Source organism: Bacteroides stercoris ATCC 43183, assembly GCF_025147325.1.
GTDB classification, from domain to species: Bacteria; Bacteroidota; Bacteroidia; order Bacteroidales; family Bacteroidaceae; genus Bacteroides; species Bacteroides stercoris.
Genome location: NZ_CP102262.1, coordinates 2,691,445 through 2,709,893, shown reverse-complemented (window position 1 = coordinate 2,709,893; position 18,449 = coordinate 2,691,445). Strand labels below are relative to the sequence as shown.

At 51.4% G+C, this 18,449-nt stretch carries 15 protein-coding genes; 8 read left to right on the top strand and 7 right to left on the bottom strand.

Annotation, left to right across the window (positions count from 1 at the left end; genetic code table 11):
• The first annotated feature begins 24 nt into the window (after nucleotides 1–24).
• A complete protein-coding gene (locus NQ565_RS11130; protein WP_016662854.1) occupies nucleotides 25–510 on the top strand; it encodes a PepSY-like domain-containing protein in 486 nt (161 codons plus the stop codon).
• A gap of 73 nt (nucleotides 511–583) precedes the next feature.
• On the opposite strand, the gene purT is transcribed toward NQ565_RS11130, so the two are convergent.
• Both purT and NQ565_RS11120 read right to left on the bottom strand, forming a co-directional pair.
• Nucleotides 584–1,750, bottom strand: a complete 1,167-nt coding sequence (gene purT, locus NQ565_RS11125; protein ID WP_005656647.1) for a formate-dependent phosphoribosylglycinamide formyltransferase — start codon at nucleotides 1,748–1,750, stop codon at nucleotides 584–586.
• Between the two features lie 157 nt (nucleotides 1,751–1,907).
• Nucleotides 1,908–3,425, bottom strand: a complete 1,518-nt coding sequence (locus NQ565_RS11120) for a DUF4301 family protein (RefSeq protein WP_005656650.1) — start codon at nucleotides 3,423–3,425, stop codon at nucleotides 1,908–1,910.
• Nucleotides 3,426–3,530: 105 nt separating this feature from the next.
• Here NQ565_RS11120 and NQ565_RS11115 point away from each other — a divergent pair, with 105 nt between their 5' ends.
• Nucleotides 3,531–5,753 carry a RelA/SpoT family protein gene (locus NQ565_RS11115; protein ID WP_005656652.1) on the top strand — a complete coding sequence of 741 codons (2,223 nt, stop codon included), beginning with the start codon at nucleotides 3,531–3,533 and terminating at the stop codon, nucleotides 5,751–5,753.
• A 189-nt stretch (nucleotides 5,754–5,942) separates the two neighbouring features.
• Nucleotides 5,943–6,299: a diacylglycerol kinase family protein gene (locus NQ565_RS11110; protein ID WP_005656654.1), complete on the top strand. Its 357-nt coding sequence runs from the start codon at nucleotides 5,943–5,945 to the stop codon at nucleotides 6,297–6,299.
• A 9-nt stretch (nucleotides 6,300–6,308) separates the two neighbouring features.
• Here the strand turns inward: NQ565_RS11110 and NQ565_RS11105 are convergent, their stop codons facing one another.
• The 3 genes from NQ565_RS11105 to NQ565_RS11095 all read right to left on the bottom strand — a co-directional run bounded on the left by NQ565_RS11105 (nucleotide 6,309) and on the right by NQ565_RS11095 (nucleotide 8,801).
• Complete coding sequence (locus NQ565_RS11105) at nucleotides 6,309–7,286, bottom strand: MFS transporter (RefSeq protein ID WP_005656656.1); 978 nt, start codon at nucleotides 7,284–7,286, stop codon at nucleotides 6,309–6,311.
• Entirely contained in the window at nucleotides 7,267–8,088 is an 822-nt protein-coding gene (panB, locus tag NQ565_RS11100) for a 3-methyl-2-oxobutanoate hydroxymethyltransferase (protein WP_005656658.1), read from the bottom strand. Before panB ends, NQ565_RS11105 begins: the two co-directional genes overlap by 20 nt.
• Nucleotides 8,089–8,153: 65 nt before the next feature.
• Entirely contained in the window at nucleotides 8,154–8,801 is a 648-nt protein-coding gene (locus NQ565_RS11095) for an HAD family hydrolase (RefSeq protein WP_040316226.1), read from the bottom strand.
• Nucleotides 8,802–8,931: 130 nt separating this feature from the next.
• On the opposite strand from NQ565_RS11095, the gene NQ565_RS11090 reads away from it, so the two are divergent.
• On the top strand, nucleotides 8,932–10,284 hold the full coding sequence (locus tag NQ565_RS11090) for an MATE family efflux transporter (protein WP_005656662.1): 1,353 nt from the start codon (nucleotides 8,932–8,934) through the stop codon (nucleotides 10,282–10,284).
• 3 nt (nucleotides 10,285–10,287) lie between these two features.
• Here the strand turns inward: NQ565_RS11090 and NQ565_RS11085 are convergent, their stop codons facing one another.
• Together NQ565_RS11085 and NQ565_RS11080 are read right to left on the bottom strand one after the other, a co-directional pair.
• The gene (locus tag NQ565_RS11085) at nucleotides 10,288–10,971 is read right to left on the bottom strand and encodes an ABC transporter ATP-binding protein (protein WP_016662847.1); all 684 of its coding nucleotides are present in this window, start codon (nucleotides 10,969–10,971) and stop codon (nucleotides 10,288–10,290) included.
• A 31-nt stretch (nucleotides 10,972–11,002) separates the two neighbouring features.
• Entirely contained in the window at nucleotides 11,003–13,318 is a 2,316-nt protein-coding gene (locus NQ565_RS11080; protein ID WP_005656666.1) for an ABC transporter permease, read from the bottom strand.
• Between the two features lie 427 nt (nucleotides 13,319–13,745).
• On the opposite strand from NQ565_RS11080, the gene NQ565_RS11075 reads away from it, so the two are divergent.
• The 4 genes from NQ565_RS11075 to NQ565_RS11060 all read left to right on the top strand — a co-directional run bounded on the left by NQ565_RS11075 (nucleotide 13,746) and on the right by NQ565_RS11060 (nucleotide 18,417).
• A complete protein-coding gene (locus tag NQ565_RS11075) occupies nucleotides 13,746–14,552 on the top strand; it encodes a metallophosphoesterase family protein (RefSeq protein WP_034536293.1) in 807 nt (268 codons plus the stop codon).
• Nucleotides 14,527–15,267 carry a hypothetical protein gene (locus tag NQ565_RS11070; RefSeq protein ID WP_005656670.1) on the top strand — a complete coding sequence of 247 codons (741 nt, stop codon included), beginning with the start codon at nucleotides 14,527–14,529 and terminating at the stop codon, nucleotides 15,265–15,267. Before NQ565_RS11075 ends, NQ565_RS11070 begins: the two co-directional genes overlap by 26 nt.
• Nucleotides 15,268–15,668: 401 nt before the next feature.
• Nucleotides 15,669–17,012: a sigma-54-dependent transcriptional regulator gene (locus NQ565_RS11065; RefSeq protein ID WP_005656674.1), complete on the top strand. Its 1,344-nt coding sequence runs from the start codon at nucleotides 15,669–15,671 to the stop codon at nucleotides 17,010–17,012.
• Nucleotides 17,002–18,417 carry a sensor histidine kinase gene (locus NQ565_RS11060; RefSeq protein ID WP_005656676.1) on the top strand — a complete coding sequence of 472 codons (1,416 nt, stop codon included), beginning with the start codon at nucleotides 17,002–17,004 and terminating at the stop codon, nucleotides 18,415–18,417. Before NQ565_RS11065 ends, NQ565_RS11060 begins: the two co-directional genes overlap by 11 nt.
• The last annotated feature ends 32 nt before the right edge of the window (nucleotides 18,418–18,449 follow it).

Genomic DNA, 18,449 nt, shown 5'->3' with positions numbered 1-18,449 from the left:
TTATACTTCATACTTAATTTCAGGATGAAAAGATTCAGATTTTGTTTGGTAGCAGGCATGCTACTGTTTATTTCCGTTTCCACCGTTGCCAAAGGAGTTCCCACAAGCATACAGGCTGCTTTCGAAAAGATGTACCCGTATGTTGCAAATGCCCAGTGGGAACAGATGGCAGGATGTTACGTAGCAGAATTCGTTATTGACGGCAGGGAAACAGATGTGTGGTTCGATGAAAATGCCCAATGGGTAATGATGGAGAATGATGTGGAGTCGCTGGAGAAAGTTCCCGCTCCCGTTGCGGAAGCATTTATGGAAAGCATTATGGCTTCCATGAGATTGAGGGATGTAAGGATAGTCACGTTTCCCAAACGTCCTGCGGTAATCGTTATCGAAGTGGAAGGCTACAACTCCGGTGAAGAATTCCAACTGTTCTATGCACCGGACGGAAAGCTGCAACGGCAACTGAATGTGAGTGAACTGGGCGGAGAGATTTACCCGGGACTCTTTAATTAAGCATAAAAGTATGAGGTATAACCATGCGGATGGAGCACGGTTATACCTCATACTTTATATTTTATACTTAAACTCAGTACACTTCTACTTTCGCGGCTATCCGTTTGGCTTTATCGCGCAGCGCATCGAGGTCGCTGTCCAACGGGGCATAGCACAATACAACACCCATACGGCGATTGACGCGGGTGGTAGGCTTGCCGAAGATACGCAAGTAAGTATCTTCTTCTTTGGTCACCTCTTCCATGCCGCGGTAGTTGGGACGCTCCTGACTGGCAATGGGCGAAAGAATAACGGCACTCGCCCCTATCCGCTCCTGCTTGATACCCGGAATGGGCAAACCGAGTACGGCGCGGCAATGCAATTCAAATTCGTTCAGGTTCTGTGTTCCTGCCAGTGTCACCATACCCGTATCGTGCGGACGCGGAGAGAGTTCGGAGAAGTAAACGCCGTTCTCGTGGCTCAGGAAGAATTCCACTCCCCACAAACCGGCGCCGGTCAGGGCACGGGTCACTTTCTCCGCCATATCCTGCGCTTCCTTTAAATGAGCAGGGTCGATATGGGCAGGCTGAAAGCTCTCGCGATAGTCGCCGCCTTTCTGCACATGTCCGATAGGCGGGCAGAACAAGGTAGGGCCATTCTTTTGGGTAACCGTCAGCAAGGTGATTTCACTATCGAACTTGATAAACTCCTCAATGATAAGCTCCTTGATGTCGCCACGGCTTCCGTTGCAGCCGTACTCCCAGGCATGCTCCAGTTCGTCGGCACTCTTTACGAGCGACTGCCCCTTACCGGAAGAGGACATCAGCGGCTTTACCACACAGGGGAAACCGATTTTTTCGGCAGCAGCCTTCAGCTCATCCAGGGATTTGGCATAGAAGTATCTGGCTGTTTTCAGTCCCAGTTCCTTGGCAGCAAGGTCGCGGATAGCCTTACGGTTCATTGTAAAGTTGACCGCACGCGCGCTGGGCACAACCTGAATACCTTCTTTCTCGAAATCGTACAGGCGTTCCGTACGGATAGCCTCTATTTCGGGTACTATAATGTCCGGCCGGTGTTTACGCACCACACGTTCCAATGCTTCCCCGTCCAGCATGCTGAACACTTCGCACTCGTCCGCCACCTGCATGGCGGGTGCTCCGGCGTAAGAGTCGCAGGCTATGATATATTGCCCTTTACGTTGAGCTGAAATTACAAACTCTTTACCCAGTTCACCGGAACCTAACAGTAAAATCTTTTTCATCGGTTACTAATTTATTTACTACCTATTATTATTGTTTTCTATAATTGGCAATTTGTTGTTTATTATTGGATGTTCAGGCATAAAACTGACGATTTACGGCCTACCGCCACCGCACTGCGGAAATAGTAAACCGTAAACCGTCAACTTGCAGTTATCATCACTGGTGCTGTTCTCTCAACAGGTCATTCACCGTCTTTACCGGATTGAATGTAGTCAGAGGTACTTCTACAAAGACCGTATTCCAGTCGCTCATGGCACCGTTCCACAATCCGGGAAGTTCCAGAGCTTTCAGGTCTTTGCCGTTCTTCGACTTATAGGAGATGAAGCCCGTAGCCTTGTCCACATACTTCACCAAATCGAACTTATGGCCCTTATAGTCGCGCACTGCACATACCAGGTCTACCGGATTGAAGTGCGTACCTTTTTCAAACATATCCTTCTTCTCAGGGTCATTCATGTCAATCTGAGAACTTTCGAGGATTTGCAGGGAAATCGTACCGTCGCTGTTGTAAGCAAGGAACGGACCGCCACCCGGCTCGCCTACGTTCTTCACCATGCCGCAGACACGCATCGGACGGTTCAGCTTCTCTTTCAGGTAAATCACCAGTTCGGCATCTTCCAGATTCTTCGTTTCGGGGTTCTTGCAGAACAGCTTCTTCTGTACAAACTGCAGGATGTCGAGAACCTGCTCGTGCGTGTACTTGCCGCTGTCCAGCAGTTGCAGATAGGCAAAAGCCTGCTGCTGCAAGGTGATGAGCACACCGGCAATCAGCTTCTTATATAATACGGTATCGCCTTTCAGTTTATCGGGCACTACGTTGTCGATGTTCTTAATGAAGATGACATCGGCATCGAGGTCGTTCAGGTTCTCTATCAATGCGCCGTGACCGCCCGGACGGAACAGAAGCTTGCCGTTATCGCGGAAAGGCTTGTTCTCCATATCGGCGGCAACGGTATCGGTGCTCGGTTTCTGCTCGGAGAAGCTGATGTTGTAATCCACGCCGTACTTTCTGGCATAAGCCGCGGCTTTCTCGTCTACCAACGCCTTGAACAGCGCACGGTGTTCGGGAGATACGGTGAAGTGCACGTTTACCTTACCGCTCTTGTTGGCAGCATAAAGCGCACCTTCCACCAGATGTTCTTCGAGCGGGGTACGGCTGCCGTCCTCGTATTTATGAAACTTCAGCAATCCTTTCGGAAGCGCGCCGTAATTCAATCCTGCCGATTCGAGCAGGGCGGCAACCACCGCCTTGTAATTGCCGGCGGCAATCAGAGCGGGAATATCCTTGCTGGTTGTTTTCAGGCAAGCGGCGTTCAGGTCGTCATAGAAAGCGAACTTCCCGATTTTCCCGAAGAATGTTTTCTCAAAGTCCGACTGCGGAGCATCGTATTCCGCTCCGAGGAATTCAAATAAATTCTTAAACATACGGCTTGCCGCGCCCGATGCCGGAACAAATTTCACCACCGTTTTGTCTGTCTGAGTATATGCTTCCCACGCATTCAGATATTTTTTCTGCTCATCGGCATCCGGAGCCAGTATACCCTGCTCCACGGAAGCAGCGGCAGACAACTTTAAATATGGAAATCCCTTTTCGAAGCAGGCCAGCTGTTCGGCTATCTGTTCTTCCGATATGCCTTTCTTGGCAAGTAGTTCTTTGTCTTGGAGTGTTATCATAATATCTAAATTAATTAATTGATGCCCAAAAATACAAAAAAAGCACAAGCACCGTCATGAAAAGGAAGAAAAAAACTACCTTTACAGCAGAAAATACGGACAATTATGGAAACAGATGAATTTTTCACAGCCGAAGAGAAGCGTTTGCTCTTCGTGCTCTACCGAAAATTATTGCAGCTTTCCGGAGAGACGCTCCGCAAGGGCGATTGCAGAAAGCTGAAAACACATCTTGTAAACTCTATACAGAACAACCGCATACAGCGGGATATCTTCGGGCTGAACCCGATTATAAAGGATATGCAGACCGCCGTTATCGTGGCGGAAGAGATAGGCATGAGGCGGGCATCCATCCTGGGACTGATGCTCCACGACTCCGTGCGCTGCGGCACCTGTACCGCCGAAGAAGTGGAACGGAACTACGGCGAGGATGTGGCGGGCATCATACGCGGACTGATACGGGTAAACGAACTTTACGCCAAAAGCCCCACCATCGAGTCGGAGAACTTCCGCAACCTGCTGCTGTCCTTTGCAGAGGACATGCGCGTTATCCTCATCATGATTGCCGACCGCGTGAACATCATGCGCCAGATAAAGGAGTGCGAGAACGACGAAGCACGCAGGCAGGTGGCCAATGAAGCCGCCTATCTGTACGCTCCCCTCGCCCATAAGCTGGGTCTGTACAAACTGAAGTCGGAACTGGAAGACCTTTCGCTGAAGTACACGGAGAAGGAAGTCTACTACCACATCAAGGAGAAACTGAACGAAACCAAGGCATCGCGCGACAAGTATATAGCCGCTTTCATCGCTCCGGTACAGAAGAAGCTGGAAGAGGCGGGACTGCATTTCCACATCAAGGGGCGCACCAAGTCCATCCACTCCATCTACCAGAAGATGAAGAAGCAGAAGTGTCCTTTCGAGGGTGTGTACGACCTGTTTGCCATCCGTGTAATCCTGGACTCCCAAGTGGAAAAAGAGAAGCTGGAGTGCTGGCAGGCATATTCCATTGTAACGGATATGTACCAGCCCAACCCGAAGCGTCTGCGCGACTGGCTGTCCGTGCCCAAGAGCAACGGCTACGAATCGCTGCACATCACCGTCATGGGGCCTGAAGGCAAATGGGTGGAAGTGCAGATACGCACCGAACGCATGGACGAGATAGCCGAACGGGGGCTTGCCGCCCACTGGCGGTACAAGGGCGTGAAAGGCGAAAGCGGACTGGACGAATGGCTGACTTCCGTACGTGAAGCGCTGGAGAACTCCGACAGCAGCGGACTGGAGACCATGGACCAGTTCAAGCTGGACTTATACGAAGACGAAGTGTTCGTCTTTACCCCCAAGGGAGACTTGTTCAAACTGGGCAAGGGTTCCACCGTGCTCGACTTCGCCTTCCACATCCACAGCAAGCTGGGCTGCAAATGTATAGGAGCCAAGGTAAACGGCAAGAACGCACAGTTGAAGCAGATACTGAACAGCGGCGACCAGGTGGAAATCATGACGTCCAATACACAGACGCCCAAGCAGGACTGGCTGAACATTGTCACCACTTCCAAGGCGCGCACCAAGATACGGCAGGCGCTCAAGGAAATGGCTGCCCGCCAGCACGCCTTTGCCAAGGAGACATTGGAACGTAAGTTCAAGAACCGGAAAATAGAGTATGACGAGGGTACGATGATGCGTCTCATCAAGCGGCTCGGCTTCAAGGTGGTGACGGACTTCTACCAGAGCATTGCCGATGAAACGCTCGACGTGAACGGCATCATCGACAAGTACCTCGAACTCCAGAAACGGGAGAACGACACGCACGACGACATCGTGTACCGCAGCGCCGAAGGCTATAACCTGCAGGCTGCCGCCCTGCCCGAAGAGACCACCGCCAAAGAGGACGTGCTCGTCATCGACCAGAACCTGAAAGGGCTGGACTTCAAGCTGGCACGCTGCTGCAATCCTATCTACGGAGATGAGGTATTCGGTTTCGTAACCGTAAGCGGCGGCATCAAGATACACCGCTGCGACTGTCCGAATGCAAGCGACTTGCGCGAACGCTTCGGGTACCGCATCGTAAAGGCACGCTGGGCTGGCAAGTCGCAAGGCACGCAATACCCCATTACGCTGCGTGTGGTGGGACACGACGACATAGGCATCGTTACCAATATCACTTCCATCATCTCCAAAGAGACCGGCATTACGCTGCGGAGCATCGGCATAGACTCGCACGACGGATTATTCTCGGGAACGCTTACCATCATGGTAGGCGACACCGGAAGACTGGAAGCGCTCATCAAGAAGCTGAGGACGGTAAAGGGAGTAAAGCAGGTATCGCGCAACTGACGGGGTAAATCCCAAGTTCAACATTGCGGACCGTAAAGTGCTACACTACGTTTCTAAAGTGCTACTTGGCGACGCTAAAGTTCTACTTTACAATCCTAAAGTAGAACTCTACGTTTCCCAAGTCCAACACTGCGTCTCCCCCGCCCTTATTTCTCAATGTTTTAATTCTCAATTCTCAATTTACCAACTATGCGATACGATTTCAAAAAACAGCTCCGCAGTTTCGGTTATGCCTGGCAGGGCATCCGGAGCTGCGCAGGCAAGGAGCAGAACCTGAGTTTTCATCTGATTGCCATGGCGGCAGTAACCCTTGCGGGATTTGTTTTAGGCATTACACGCACGGAATGGACGGTCGTTATCCTCTGTTTCGGTGTGGTGATTGCCGCCGAGCTGTTCAACACCGCTATCGAAAGGCTGGTGGACCTGGTATCTCCCGAACGGCACCCCGTTGCGGGGCAGGTAAAAGACATTGCCGCCGGAGCAGTGCTGGTGTGCGCTGTTGCGGCGGCAATTATAGGATTGATAATCTTTATACCGTATCTTTAAAGGCAGACGTTATCTTACCCTTTTCCTTTTATAGTAGGGATACGTCAGCAGGACGAAGAAGAACAAGGCAAGTATGGCGGCTACACCGGCGGCGTGGTAAAGCAGGAACGCATCTGCCAGGCGGCAAGCCGTTGCCAGACCCGCCAGAAGTCCGGTTTCCATAACCAGGTGGCAAGTCGTGTTGCCCGTTCCCCGCTGGCAGTGATGAGATAGCTTTACGAACATCCTTGTAAACGGCAGCGTCAGAAACGTCAACGCCGCCAATGCCAGGAATGCAATGTAGTCGCCTATATAGAGCAGTGGCAGTAATACGCCCGGCACGAAAGCTATCAGCAGCATATTCAGCGCAGGAACCCATGCACGCGGCAGCAGGAAGCGGTCCAGGCTGCACAGCCTCATCCCGATAGGCGCACGGAAAGCCACATATACCCTCGATGCGAAATACATGCCGAGAACTCCCACGGCAACGGCTGCATAAACAACCGTGCGGAAACCGTAAAGGTCGTACAGCAGGAAGCCTGCGCACGCCCCTGCCAGCATACCCAGCCGGGCAGACCACGCATAGACCAGATTGCCGGCACTGCGCCTTGTAGATGTGGTAATGTCGATAGCCACCGTAATGCCCGCCGTCGTTGCCAGTCCGAAACATACGCCCTGTACCGAAGCAAGCAGCATCAGCTTGAGATAGCTGTCGGCAAAGGCATACCCCGCCATTGCAGCCAGCATGACGAAAGCAGAGGAAAGCAATACGTTCTTCCGCTTATACTCATCGCACAGATAGGCATGAAACGGGCCTGCCGCAAACATCGCCGCAATGAATGCCAGAAACATGTCGCCTGTCCGGGAAACGGACATTCCCAACTGCTCCGGCATTACGAACGAAAGTACGGGAAAAAGCATGTAGACGGATGCGAACAGTAGCAGATTAGCTGTGCACATCCGCCAGAAGTTCAGCGTCATAAGCCTGTCAGTACTGTTCTTTCTCATTCGGGAAGTCTAAGTTCTTCACATCGGAAATGTAATGGCTGATAGCATCGGTCATTACAGTATGCAGGTCGGCATAACGGCGCAGGAAACGGGGGCGGAAACCGTTGTTCATGCCCAGCATATCCTGTACTACCAGCACCTGGCCGTCCACGCCGCTACCGGCGCCGATGCCGATGACGGGAATAGTCAGCTCGCCTGCCACACGCTCTGCCAACGCAGCGGGAATCTTCTCCAGTACAAGGGCAAAGCATCCGGCTTCTTCCAGCAGGTGGGCGTCGCGTACCAGCTTCTCCGCTTCGGCATCGTCCTTGGCGCGTACCGTGTATGTTCCGTACTTATTGATGGACTGAGGCATCAGTCCGAGGTGTCCCATAATAGGAATACCGGCACTGAGAATGCGTTTTACCGTACCGATGATTTCTTCCCCGCCTTCCAGCTTCAGGGCATCGGCATGGCTCTCCTTCATGATTCGGATGGCAGATGCAAGACCTTCCATTTCGTTTCCCTGATAAGAACCGAAAGGCATATCCACCACTACCATTGCGCGCTTTACGCCGCGCACGACGGACTTGGCATGATAAATCATCTGGTCGAGGGTTATGGGCAGTGTAGTCACGTTGCCCGCCATTACGTTGGAAGCGGAGTCGCCCACCAGGATGACGTCCATACCTGCGCCGTCGACAATCTGCGCCATGGTATAGTCGTACGAGGTCAGCATCGATATTTTTTCGCCTCTCTGTTTCATCTCAACAAGGCGATGCGTAGTTACTTTACGAGTGTCGTCTGAAATATATCCAGCCATAATCTTAATGAATGTGTTAATGAGTTATCAATTAAAATAGCGCGCAAAGTTAGCGCTTTTTCCCATTACTTGTGCACTTGAAGCATTTTATCGTAAGTGAATCCCGTAAAATCATCCAATACACAATGACATAACGGAGCTATAGCCTCACGGGAGTTGGTCGTTGCCAGTCCTATCACGGTGGCTTCGGATGCCATACCCGCTTTCAGTCCGTTAAAGGAGTCCTCGAATACATAGGTGGTGCCGGGAGTCGTGCCGAATACTTCCATACCGAGCAGGAAGCAGTCGGGAGCCGGCTTTGAACGGGAAAACATCTCTGCGGTAAGAATCCGGTCGAACATAGTCCTTACCTCGGGGCGGGCACGGTAGACGGCAGCCATTTTCCGGTCGTTGGAACTGGTGACAACCGCCATTTTCACGTGGTTACGGCGCAGGTCGGCAATGAAATCGAGCACACCGGGGATGTAATCATACGCCATGTCCCGCTCAAAAGCGTTGAGGGCGGCGGTGATTTCCTGCTGTTCCTTTGTCTTTCCGGCAAAGAAAGTGTCGTAGATGTAGGTCATGGTCTGCCCCTTTATGCGGCTCTCCAAATCGTCCATGCCCAGATAGTTCACCCCCGCTTTATGCCAAAAGACGGAATACTGCGTTTCGGTATCCATTACCACTCCGTCGAAATCGAACAGGACGGCCGTTGTTTTTGTTGTATCCATATTAAAAAAACAAATATAATATTCGGCCGCAAAGGTCTGAATAATCATCGAACTGAGCAAATATTCACTATCTTTTGATAAGATAGGAAGCTTTCACTATCTTTGCAAACACTTAATTGACGTATATCCAATGAACGATCCGCATATTTTGGGAACCGAACGAATAGGCAAACTGCTTGTGCAGTATTCCATCCCCGCCATTATCGGTATGACAATTACTTCGTTATATAATATCATCGACAGTATATTCATCGGTCATGGCGTAGGCGCCATGGGTATTGCCGGGCTTGCCATCACCTTTCCGCTGATGAACCTGGTGGTCGCTTTCTGTACGGTAGTCTCGGCAGGCGGCTCCACCATATCATCCATACGCCTGGGGCAGAAAGATACGGACGGAGCCACAGAAGTGCTGAACCACACCCTGATGCTGTGCCTTGTCAACGCATTCCTGTTCGGCGGCATCTCCTTTATCTTCCTGGACGAAATCCTGCGCTTTTTCGGTGCCAGCAACGAAACGCTGCCGTATGCACGGAACTTTATGCAGATAATCCTGTTGGGTACGCCGGTGACATATACAATGATAGGATTGAACAACATCATGCGTGCCACGGGGTATCCCAAGAAAGCGATGCTGACTTCGATGGTTACGGTGGTGTGCAACATTATTCTCGCCCCTATCTTCATCTTCCACTTCGACTGGGGTATCCGCGGCGCAGCAACGGCAACGGTCATTTCGCAATTTATCGGCATGATATGGGTAGTAAGCCACTTCCTGCAAAAGACAAGCATCGTACGCTTGCAACCGGGTTTCTGGAAGATGAAAAAGCGCATTATCAGCAGCATTTTCTCCATAGGGATGTCTCCGTTCCTGATGAATGTAACGGCATGCGTCATCGTCATCATCGTCAACAACAGCCTGCAACGTTACGGCGGCGACATGGCTATCGGCGCTTACGGCATCATGAACCGGCTGCTGGTGCTGTACGTAATGATTGTACTGGGACTGACCATGGGCATGCAGCCTATCGTGGGCTACAACTTCGGAGCACAGAAGTACGACCGCGTAAAGGCTACGCTGCGCCTGAGCATCCTTACGGGCGTGTGCATCACCAGTACGGGCTTTATCATCTGCGAACTGTTTCCGCATGCCGTATCGGCTGTCTTTACCAGTGACGGGCAACTGATTGACATGGCTTCCAGAGGAGTGCGTATCGGCATAGCCATGTTCCCGCTGGTAGGTGCGCAAATCGTTATCGGCAACTTCTTCCAAAGCATCGGCAAGGCGAAAATCAGCATATTCCTGTCCCTTACCCGGCAGTTGTTGTACCTGCTGCCGGGACTGATTATCCTGCCCCGCTACATGGGGCTGGACGGTATCTGGACGTGTATGCCCGTATCGGACTTCTTTGCATTCGTTACGGCGGTCATTGCCTTGTGGATATATGTAAAGAAACTGAAGAGGTTGTCTCCTCTCCAGTCTTAATCCTTATAAATCGTTCGAGGCTACGCTCGCCACCACACTGCCGTCGAACAAGTGTACCGTACGGTGTGCAAACGAGGCATCGTGCCGGGAGTGCGTCACCATGACAATGGTAGTGCCTTCCCGGTTCAGTTCCGTCAGCAGATTCATCACTTCCGCACCGTTCTTGGAGTCCAGATTACCGGTAGGCTCATCGGCAAGAATCAGTTTCGGGTTCGTCACCACGGCGCGGGCAATGGCTACACGCTGCTGCTGACCGCCGGAAAGCTGTTGCGGAAAGTGCTTGGCACGGTGACTGATGTTCATCCGTTTCAGGATATCATCTACCATGCGCTTGCGTTCACCCGCTTTCACGCCCAAATAGGTAAGAGGCAGTTCTACATTTTCGTAAACGTTCAGCTCATCTATCAGGTTGAAGCTCTGGAACACGAATCCTAACTTGCCTTTGCGCACGCGGGTACGTTCTTTCTCTTTCAGGTCCGCCACTTCCTGCCCGAGCAATTTATAACTGCCTTCCGTAGGATTGTCCAGCAGACCGAGTATGTTCAATAAGGTAGACTTGCCGCAACCGGACGGGCCCATGATGGCTACAAATTCCCCTTCTTTCACTTCGAGGTTTACATGGTTCAACGCTACCGTCTCCACTTCCGAGGTACGGAATACTTTACTGATGTCGTTTATCTTAATCATATTGTTTTGTTTTTCTATGTTATACGCTTTTTTATTCACTCTTGATACTGTTCACAGGGTTCTCGTTGGCTATCCGCCAGGACTTCCAAAGGACGCAGCCTACGATTACCGCCAGATTGGCGATTACCACCAGCAGATATACAACCCAACCGAGAGGAACCTGCTCGGCAAACTGCTCCATCCAGATACCGTTGATATACCACGATGCAAGAGTTCCGAGAACAACTGCCGGCAATGCTACGACAAGCACGTCTTTGGAAAGCAATTCCAGGATAGAGGATGCTTCCGCACCGTTGACCTTGCGGATGGCAATCTCCTTGCCGCGACGGCGTACTTCATCGGCAGTATATCCTATCAGCCCCATCAGCATGACGAAGAACATCGTTACGGCCGCCATCAGTGTGGCATTGCGGAACACGCGGACACTGTTGTCGGTAATCTGCTTTTCATATAGGAAGCTGACGAAGTCGATGGTCTGATTGCCAAAGGCATCGGCTGCGTCCTTGTTCAGTTGCCGCAGGTTCTGTACAAAAGGTTCTTTCAAACGGACATGTACCGTCCCCGTGAAATGTTGATTATAGCGGGCGACAAAAGGCATCTTGGCTTCCGTGAAATCCCCTATCTGGAAATCTTTCAGCACCCCAGCCACTTTCATCTGTGCAGCATTGTCTACATCGACGGTACGCCCCACGGCATCCTTTCCCCAATGCATCATGTCCACAAATGTTTCATTTACGATTATCTCATCTTTCGTACGTGCCATACGCCCCGCCTTGAACGCCATGCCCATCATTGCCGGATAGTCCTCCCGCATATAGAAACAGGCACGTGTGGAAAAAAGCACATTGCCCGATGCGTCACGAATCATAGAGCCGCTATATCCGCTGACAGGCGTATTGTTGGCGCTGGTCACCGCCTCTACATAAGGAAGCCCTTTAAAGAACCGGAGAGCGGCATCACTCTCTTTATCCTCGTTCCAATAGGCATTGGCAAACGCCATCCGCTGCGGATTATACCCCATATCCTTGTTCAGCACATATTGATACTGCACCATCACCACGCACATAAGTCCGCAAATGAATGCCACGCCTGCAAACTGGATGAAAAGCAGCGGACGCTTCCAGCCTTTCTTCCCTTCGGTATAGCGGCGGAACACTTGGGATACGGGAATACGGGCAAACAAACGTCCCGGCAATACTCCGCCCACCAAAAACAGTATGCCGACCACCGTCAGCGGAACCCAGATACGTTCCGGAGCAAGCAGCAAAGAAAGTTTCGCCGCAGCGGTATCTTCAAAGAACTCCCGGAAATTCAGCAGCACCAAAGCCATCAGGAGCAATGCCGCCGCAATGATAATGCCCGTTTCCAAAAGGAACATGCCGAATATCTTGCCACCGCTCGCCCCGTTGCATTTATGCACGCCTACCGCTTTGGCACGGTATGTAAGTGAGGAAATGGAAATCAGCACGTAGTTCAGCGCTGCAATGAAAAGAATGGCAAGGCCGAGGACGGTCATGATATTACGCATCCGCTCTACGCTTTCGTAATTGCGGTAGGTGTCACGGATAGGCTTTACAAACGCCGTATAGCCATACTTCTTTTTGTCCTCTTCCGGGCGATATTTCTCTATCATAGCGTCTATACGCGCATTCACCACCGACTTGTCCGCACCGGGACGGAAACGGATGTATTCAGGATAACTGTCTCCCCCGCGCCATGAGTAGTTGCCGACTCCGTCGTTCCACAAGGTGGGCATAGAGATAACGGCTTCAGGATGGACGGTTGCATTTTCGGGCAATGCCTCATAAGTACCTTTCACCGTAAAGTCTTTCTCGTGATTGTAGTTGACGGTCTTTCCCACCGGATTCTCTCCGCCGAATATTCTCCCGGCAAAGCGGTCGCTTAGGAAAATCACATTGGGCTGCTGAAGGTCTTTCACCGGATTACCGCTCAGCACTTCGATACCCATTGTCTTGAAAAAGAGTGAATCCGCCACTATCTTTCTTTCGTCAAAACGGGCGTTTTCATTGTATAACGGGGCATTCATCCAATGGCAGGTGCTGGTAGCAGCTTCCACCTGTTCGGGAAAGTTCTCCAGTATGGCGCCCGCCACAGGGCCGCAATTCTGCTCTTGCGGCGGGTACTTCTCGCCCTTAACGGTAAATACCGACCAGATTTGGTAGAGATTGTCGTAGTCTTTGTAGCAGGTGTCGAAACTCTGCTCGTACGCCACGCGGGAGAACAGCAGGATACTCATCGTCAGGCTTAATCCCAAAGAGATTATCTTGATGATATTCGAGCCGCGTCCCCGAAGCAGGGTTTGAATGACATAATAGATTTGTTTCATCGTATACTAATTTATAATTCGTAAACCTACAGTATCGGAAATACATGGCTTGCCGCCATGTTTTCCTGCCTATAATAATGCAGAAAGCGTGCCAAAGGAGTTATGATTTTGATTATCAGGTAATCCTGCATAAATAATCCTTATGCAAGTGTCTAAAAATTAGACACCACCCGTCCAATAATTAGACACCACCTGCCGAATAATCAAATACTATCTGCTTAATGCCTGCCTACAAATCAGATAAACAGACATTTATTCTTTGCAACCCCTGGCCTGATTAGCCAAATCATCACTTACAGAACAGAAAAACGGAAAATAGGACAACTTTTCTATCGAATGAAAACTTTACCTTTGCCCTCAGTTTCCATAGATATATACTGACAGATAATTCAACTTTCATAGATATAGACTGTATAGAGTTATTATGATGAAGCCATATAAACCTTTACTTCTGTCATTCCTCTGCCTGCTTATGGGCAGTTGCGACATGATAGACTATCATCCGTATGATGTACGCATCAACGGTGAAACCGATGTAAACGCCCATAATATTGCGGAGATAGAGCAGAAATGCAAGGACAAGACAACGATTAAGTTCGTGACCATGGGCGACTCGCAACGCTGGTACGACGAAACGCTGGACTTCGTGGGAGAGATAAACAAGCGCGATGACATCGACTTCGTTATCCACGGCGGTGACATGAGCGACTTCGGCGTGACGGACGAGTTTCTGTGGCAGCGCGACATCATGAACAAGCTCCGTGTGCCCTACGTAGCCCTGATAGGCAACCACGACTGCCTCGGCACGGGAGAAGAAACATACCGCGCCGTATTCGGCGACCCTAACTTCTCATTCATTGCCGGACGGGTGAAGTTCGTATGCCTCAACACCAACGCTATGGAGTTTGACTACTCCCGCCCCATTCCCGACTTCACGTTCCTCGAAAAAGAGCTTACCGACCGCAAGGACGAATTCGACAAAACCGTTGTGTCCATGCACGTACGTCCCTATGCCGACCAGTTCAATAATAACGTGGCACGCGTCTTTCACCGCTACGTAACCGAATTTCCCGGCATACAGTTCTGCACTGCCGCCCACGAGCACCACGTCTTCGAGGAAAACCTCTTTGAGGACGGCATCATGTACTACATGAGCGACTGCATGAAGAACCGCAACTACTATGTATTCACCATAACACCCGAAGGATATGAGCGCGAAGTGGTCTATTTCTAATCTGCCGGCACTCGCCGCCATCTGCCTGCTGTTGCTGTGGTGCAGCCCGCTTTCCGCACAGGAACGGGATACGGTGATTATTGTAAAGCACGATACAGTTTACCTGCAACGCAAACCCGACACCGTCGTTACCGGCCGTACACGCCACAGCCGTTACGACCGGCGCGTGCACCGCTACCGCAAACGGTGGGAAGCTTTGATTCCGACACACACCAAGATACAGTTTGCCGGCAATATGGGACTCCTCTCGCTGGGCACAGGCTGGGATTACGGCAAGCGCAACCAATGGGAAACGGATATTTTTCTGGGTGTCCTGCCCAAATATCAGTCCGACTGCACCAAATTGACATTTACCTTGAAGCAGAACTACATCCCCTGGAGCCTGCAAATCAAAGAAAGCCGGTTCTCGGCAGAACCCCTTACCTGCGGTATGTACTTCAATACCGTGTTCGGCGATGAATTCTGGGTGAACGAACCGGATCGTTATCCGAAAGGCTACTACGGTTTCTCGTCCAAAGTACGCATCCACGCTTTCCTCGGACAACGCATTACGTATGATATCGACCCGCGCCGCAGATTTACGGCAAAAGCCATTACGCTGTTCTACGAAATCAGTACCTGCGACCTGTACATCGTAAGTGCATTCACCAACAAGTACCTGAAGCCGAAGGATTACCTGAGCTTGTCCTTCGGAGTGAAGCTACAGTTGCTGTAAGACATGTCTTTCAAGTGAAATTACAGTTACCGCAAGGTTGCCGGCTGTATCTTGCAGTGGTACGAGATGTATCCCACGGTGGTACAAGAAGTACCTCGCTATGGTACGGCATGTACCCTGCGGTGGTACAGCACCTACCATGCCGTGGTACAACGTATACCACACCGTGGTATGACACCTACCTTGTCGTGGTACGGCATGTACCCTGAGGCGGAACGTAGCGCAGCCCCTCTTCTGCTACTGCTTTTGTTACTTCCGCTCCTTATAAAAAAACATCCATGTGTCTTGCCGGGCAGCAAAGCCCAATGAAAAAGTCCCCGAATTATTCCGCCCCTTTTCCTTCTTTCTCGGGAAAATAGAATATATTTGCCCTCACAAATATAACAAGACATCGTTCTGCCATGAAGAAATCCGGAAACATTCTTATCGTTGATGACAATCGCGGCGTACTCACCGCATTGCAACTGCTGTTGAAGCCTTATTTTGATAAAATAACCGTCCTTTCTTCACCGGTTACCCTTCCCGCCACCTTACGCGAAGATACGTGGCAGGCAGTGCTTCTCGATATGAATTTCACATCCGGCATCAATACCGGAAACGAGGGGCTTTACTGGCTGCACGAAATAAAGAAACAATATCCGGCGCTCCCCGTAGTGCTGTTCACCGCCTATGCCGACATAGACCTTGCCGTACGGGGGATAAAGGAAGGAGCAACGGACTTTATCGTCAAGCCCTGGGATAACGGAAAGTTAGTGGAAACCCTGCTGAATGCCGCACAAAACGCCCCTGCATCCGGGAAGAAAACAGCAACCACGCCTGCAAGCACCGCTTCTTCCATGTACTGGGGAGAAAGCCCCGTCATGCAGCAGCTTCGCATGCTGGTAGAAAAGGTAGCGGCCACCGATGCCAACATCCTCATCACCGGCGAGAACGGCACGGGCAAAGAGATGCTTGCCCGCGAGATACATGCCCTCTCCGCACGCCACCGCAAGGAAATGGTAAGCGTGGACATGGGTGCCATTACCGAAAGCCTTTTTGAAAGCGAGCTTTTCGGCCATGTGAAGGGGGCGTTCACCGATGCCCATGCCGACCGTCCCGGAAAGTTCGAGGTTGCCGACCACAGCACGCTCTTCCTCGATGAAATAGGCAACCTCCCCTATCACCTGCAAGCCAAACTGCTGACCGCCATCCAGCGCCGCAGCATCGTGCGGGTGGGCAGCAATATGCCTGTTCCCGTAGATATCCGCCTTATCTGCGCCACCAACCGCAACCTGTCCGAAATGGCGGATAAAGGAGAATTCCGTGAAGACCTGCTCTACCGCATCAACACCATCCATCTTGAAATTCCTGCGCTGCGTGAACGGCAGGAAGATATCATCCCACTGGCAGAGCGTTTCATCACACGTTTCTGCAAGCAATACGGGAAGCCGGCCTTGCGTCTGGACAATGCGGCGCGGGAGAAGCTGATGCTGCACCCCTGGTCCGGCAACATCCGCGAACTGGAACATGCCATCGAGAAAGCCGTTATCATCTGCGACGGTGCATTCCTCTCTGCCGGATTGTTCCAGTTGCAACGCAGGAACGAAGCCCCGGAAATGCCTGCCGCATCCACTCTTGAAGACATGGAAAAGCAAATGATACGCCACACGCTGGACAAGTGCGGCGGCAATCTCTCGGCGGTGGCCTCGCAACTGGGAATTACCCGGCAGACGCTTTACAATAAAATGAAGAAGTATGGGCTTTGAAAAATCTAAGGATATCAGCCAATATTACGTTTTCCGGACTGTCGTCAGCCTGCTCACAGCCACGGCTGCCAGCATAATGTGGACGCTGTTCTTTCTGAAGCCGCCGGGTGCGTATGGTTGGGGCGACCCTCTGCTCTGGGCTGTCCTGTTCACCGTGCTTCTTCCTTTGGCAGTATACTGGCAGCAGCGGTTGTACCGCCGCCACACCCGTAAAGTTCTTTTCATGCTCGATGCCATCGAAAACAACGATACCACCATCCACTTCTCCGAAACGGATGGAACCGAAGACAACCGCCTCGTAAACCGTTCGCTGAACCGCGTAGCCCGTATCCTGCATAATGTAAAGAGTGAAACCGCCCAACGGGAGAAGTACTACGAGCTTATCCTCGACTGTGTAAACACCGGTATCATCGTGCTGAACGACAACGGAGCCGTCTATCAAAAGAACAACGAAGCCCTGCGCCTGCTCGGACTGGAAGTATTTACGCACGTCCGCCAACTGTCGCGCGTGGACGCCCATCTGACGGATACGCTCACCGCCTGCCGTCCCGGCGACAAGTTCCAGGCGGCATTCGGCAACGAACGCGGAACCGTAAACCTATCTGTCCGCGTCAGCGACATCACCGTACGCCAAGAGCACCTGCGCATCCTCGCCCTGAACGACATCAACAACGAACTGGACGAAAAGGAGATAGACTCCTGGATACGCCTTACACGCGTGCTGACCCATGAAATCATGAACGCCGTAACCCCCATCACTTCCCTGAGCGACACCCTGCTGAAACTGACCGAAGCCCGGATATCGAAAGAAGAGATGCGGCACGGTCTGCAAACAATCAGTACCACAGGCAAAGGGTTGCTCGCTTTCGTAGAATCCTACCGCAGGTTTACGCGCATCCCCACTCCCGAACCGTCCCTGTTCTACCTCAAAGGCTTCATCAACCGTATGGCGGAACTGGCGCGCCATCAATATCCCGACACCCCGGTTACGTTCAATGTTTCCATCGTTCCCGACGATTTGATACTCTATGCCGACGAAAACCTCATTTCGCAAGTCATCATAAACTTACTGAAAAACGCCATACAGGCTTTTGAAACGGGTGCTCCGGCAGCAACGGGGACAAATGCGGAAACAACAGCGGAAACAAACGCAGCGACTACGGAAAAACACATCAACATACGCGCCTACTGCAACGAAGCCGAAGCCGTACTGATAGAAATATCCAACAACGGCCCTGCCATCCCCCCGGACATTGCCGGGCATATTTTCATTCCTTTCTTCACCACCAAAGAAAACGGAAGCGGCATCGGACTGAGCATCTCCCGGCAAATCATGCGCTTATCCGGCGGAAGCCTCTCTCTGATAGCCGGGAAGGAGACAACTTTTGTATTGAAATTTAATTGAACCAATTAAGTTTTGGTTTTGTTGTCAAGAAT

Excerpts from the sequence above, each read along its gene's own strand:
- NQ565_RS11130 (WP_016662854.1), top strand. The coding sequence starts at position 25 with ATGAAAAGATTCAGATTTTGTTTGGTAGCAGGCATGCTACTGTTTATT.
- purT (WP_005656647.1), bottom strand. The coding sequence starts at position 1,750 with ATGAAAAAGATTTTACTGTTAGGTTCCGGTGAACTGGGTAAAGAGTTT.
- NQ565_RS11120 (WP_005656650.1), bottom strand. The coding sequence starts at position 3,425 with ATGATAACACTCCAAGACAAAGAACTACTTGCCAAGAAAGGCATATCG.
- NQ565_RS11115 (WP_005656652.1), top strand. The coding sequence starts at position 3,531 with ATGGAAACAGATGAATTTTTCACAGCCGAAGAGAAGCGTTTGCTCTTC.
- NQ565_RS11110 (WP_005656654.1), top strand. The coding sequence starts at position 5,943 with ATGCGATACGATTTCAAAAAACAGCTCCGCAGTTTCGGTTATGCCTGG.
- NQ565_RS11105 (WP_005656656.1), bottom strand. The coding sequence starts at position 7,286 with ATGAGAAAGAACAGTACTGACAGGCTTATGACGCTGAACTTCTGGCGG.
- panB (WP_005656658.1), bottom strand. The coding sequence starts at position 8,088 with ATGGCTGGATATATTTCAGACGACACTCGTAAAGTAACTACGCATCGC.
- NQ565_RS11095 (WP_040316226.1), bottom strand. The coding sequence starts at position 8,801 with ATGGATACAACAAAAACAACGGCCGTCCTGTTCGATTTCGACGGAGTG.
- NQ565_RS11090 (WP_005656662.1), top strand. The coding sequence starts at position 8,932 with ATGAACGATCCGCATATTTTGGGAACCGAACGAATAGGCAAACTGCTT.
- NQ565_RS11085 (WP_016662847.1), bottom strand. The coding sequence starts at position 10,971 with ATGATTAAGATAAACGACATCAGTAAAGTATTCCGTACCTCGGAAGTG.
- NQ565_RS11080 (WP_005656666.1), bottom strand. The coding sequence starts at position 13,318 with ATGAAACAAATCTATTATGTCATTCAAACCCTGCTTCGGGGACGCGGC.
- NQ565_RS11075 (WP_034536293.1), top strand. The coding sequence starts at position 13,746 with ATGAAGCCATATAAACCTTTACTTCTGTCATTCCTCTGCCTGCTTATG.
- NQ565_RS11070 (WP_005656670.1), top strand. The coding sequence starts at position 14,527 with ATGAGCGCGAAGTGGTCTATTTCTAATCTGCCGGCACTCGCCGCCATC.
- NQ565_RS11065 (WP_005656674.1), top strand. The coding sequence starts at position 15,669 with ATGAAGAAATCCGGAAACATTCTTATCGTTGATGACAATCGCGGCGTA.
- NQ565_RS11060 (WP_005656676.1), top strand. The coding sequence starts at position 17,002 with ATGGGCTTTGAAAAATCTAAGGATATCAGCCAATATTACGTTTTCCGG.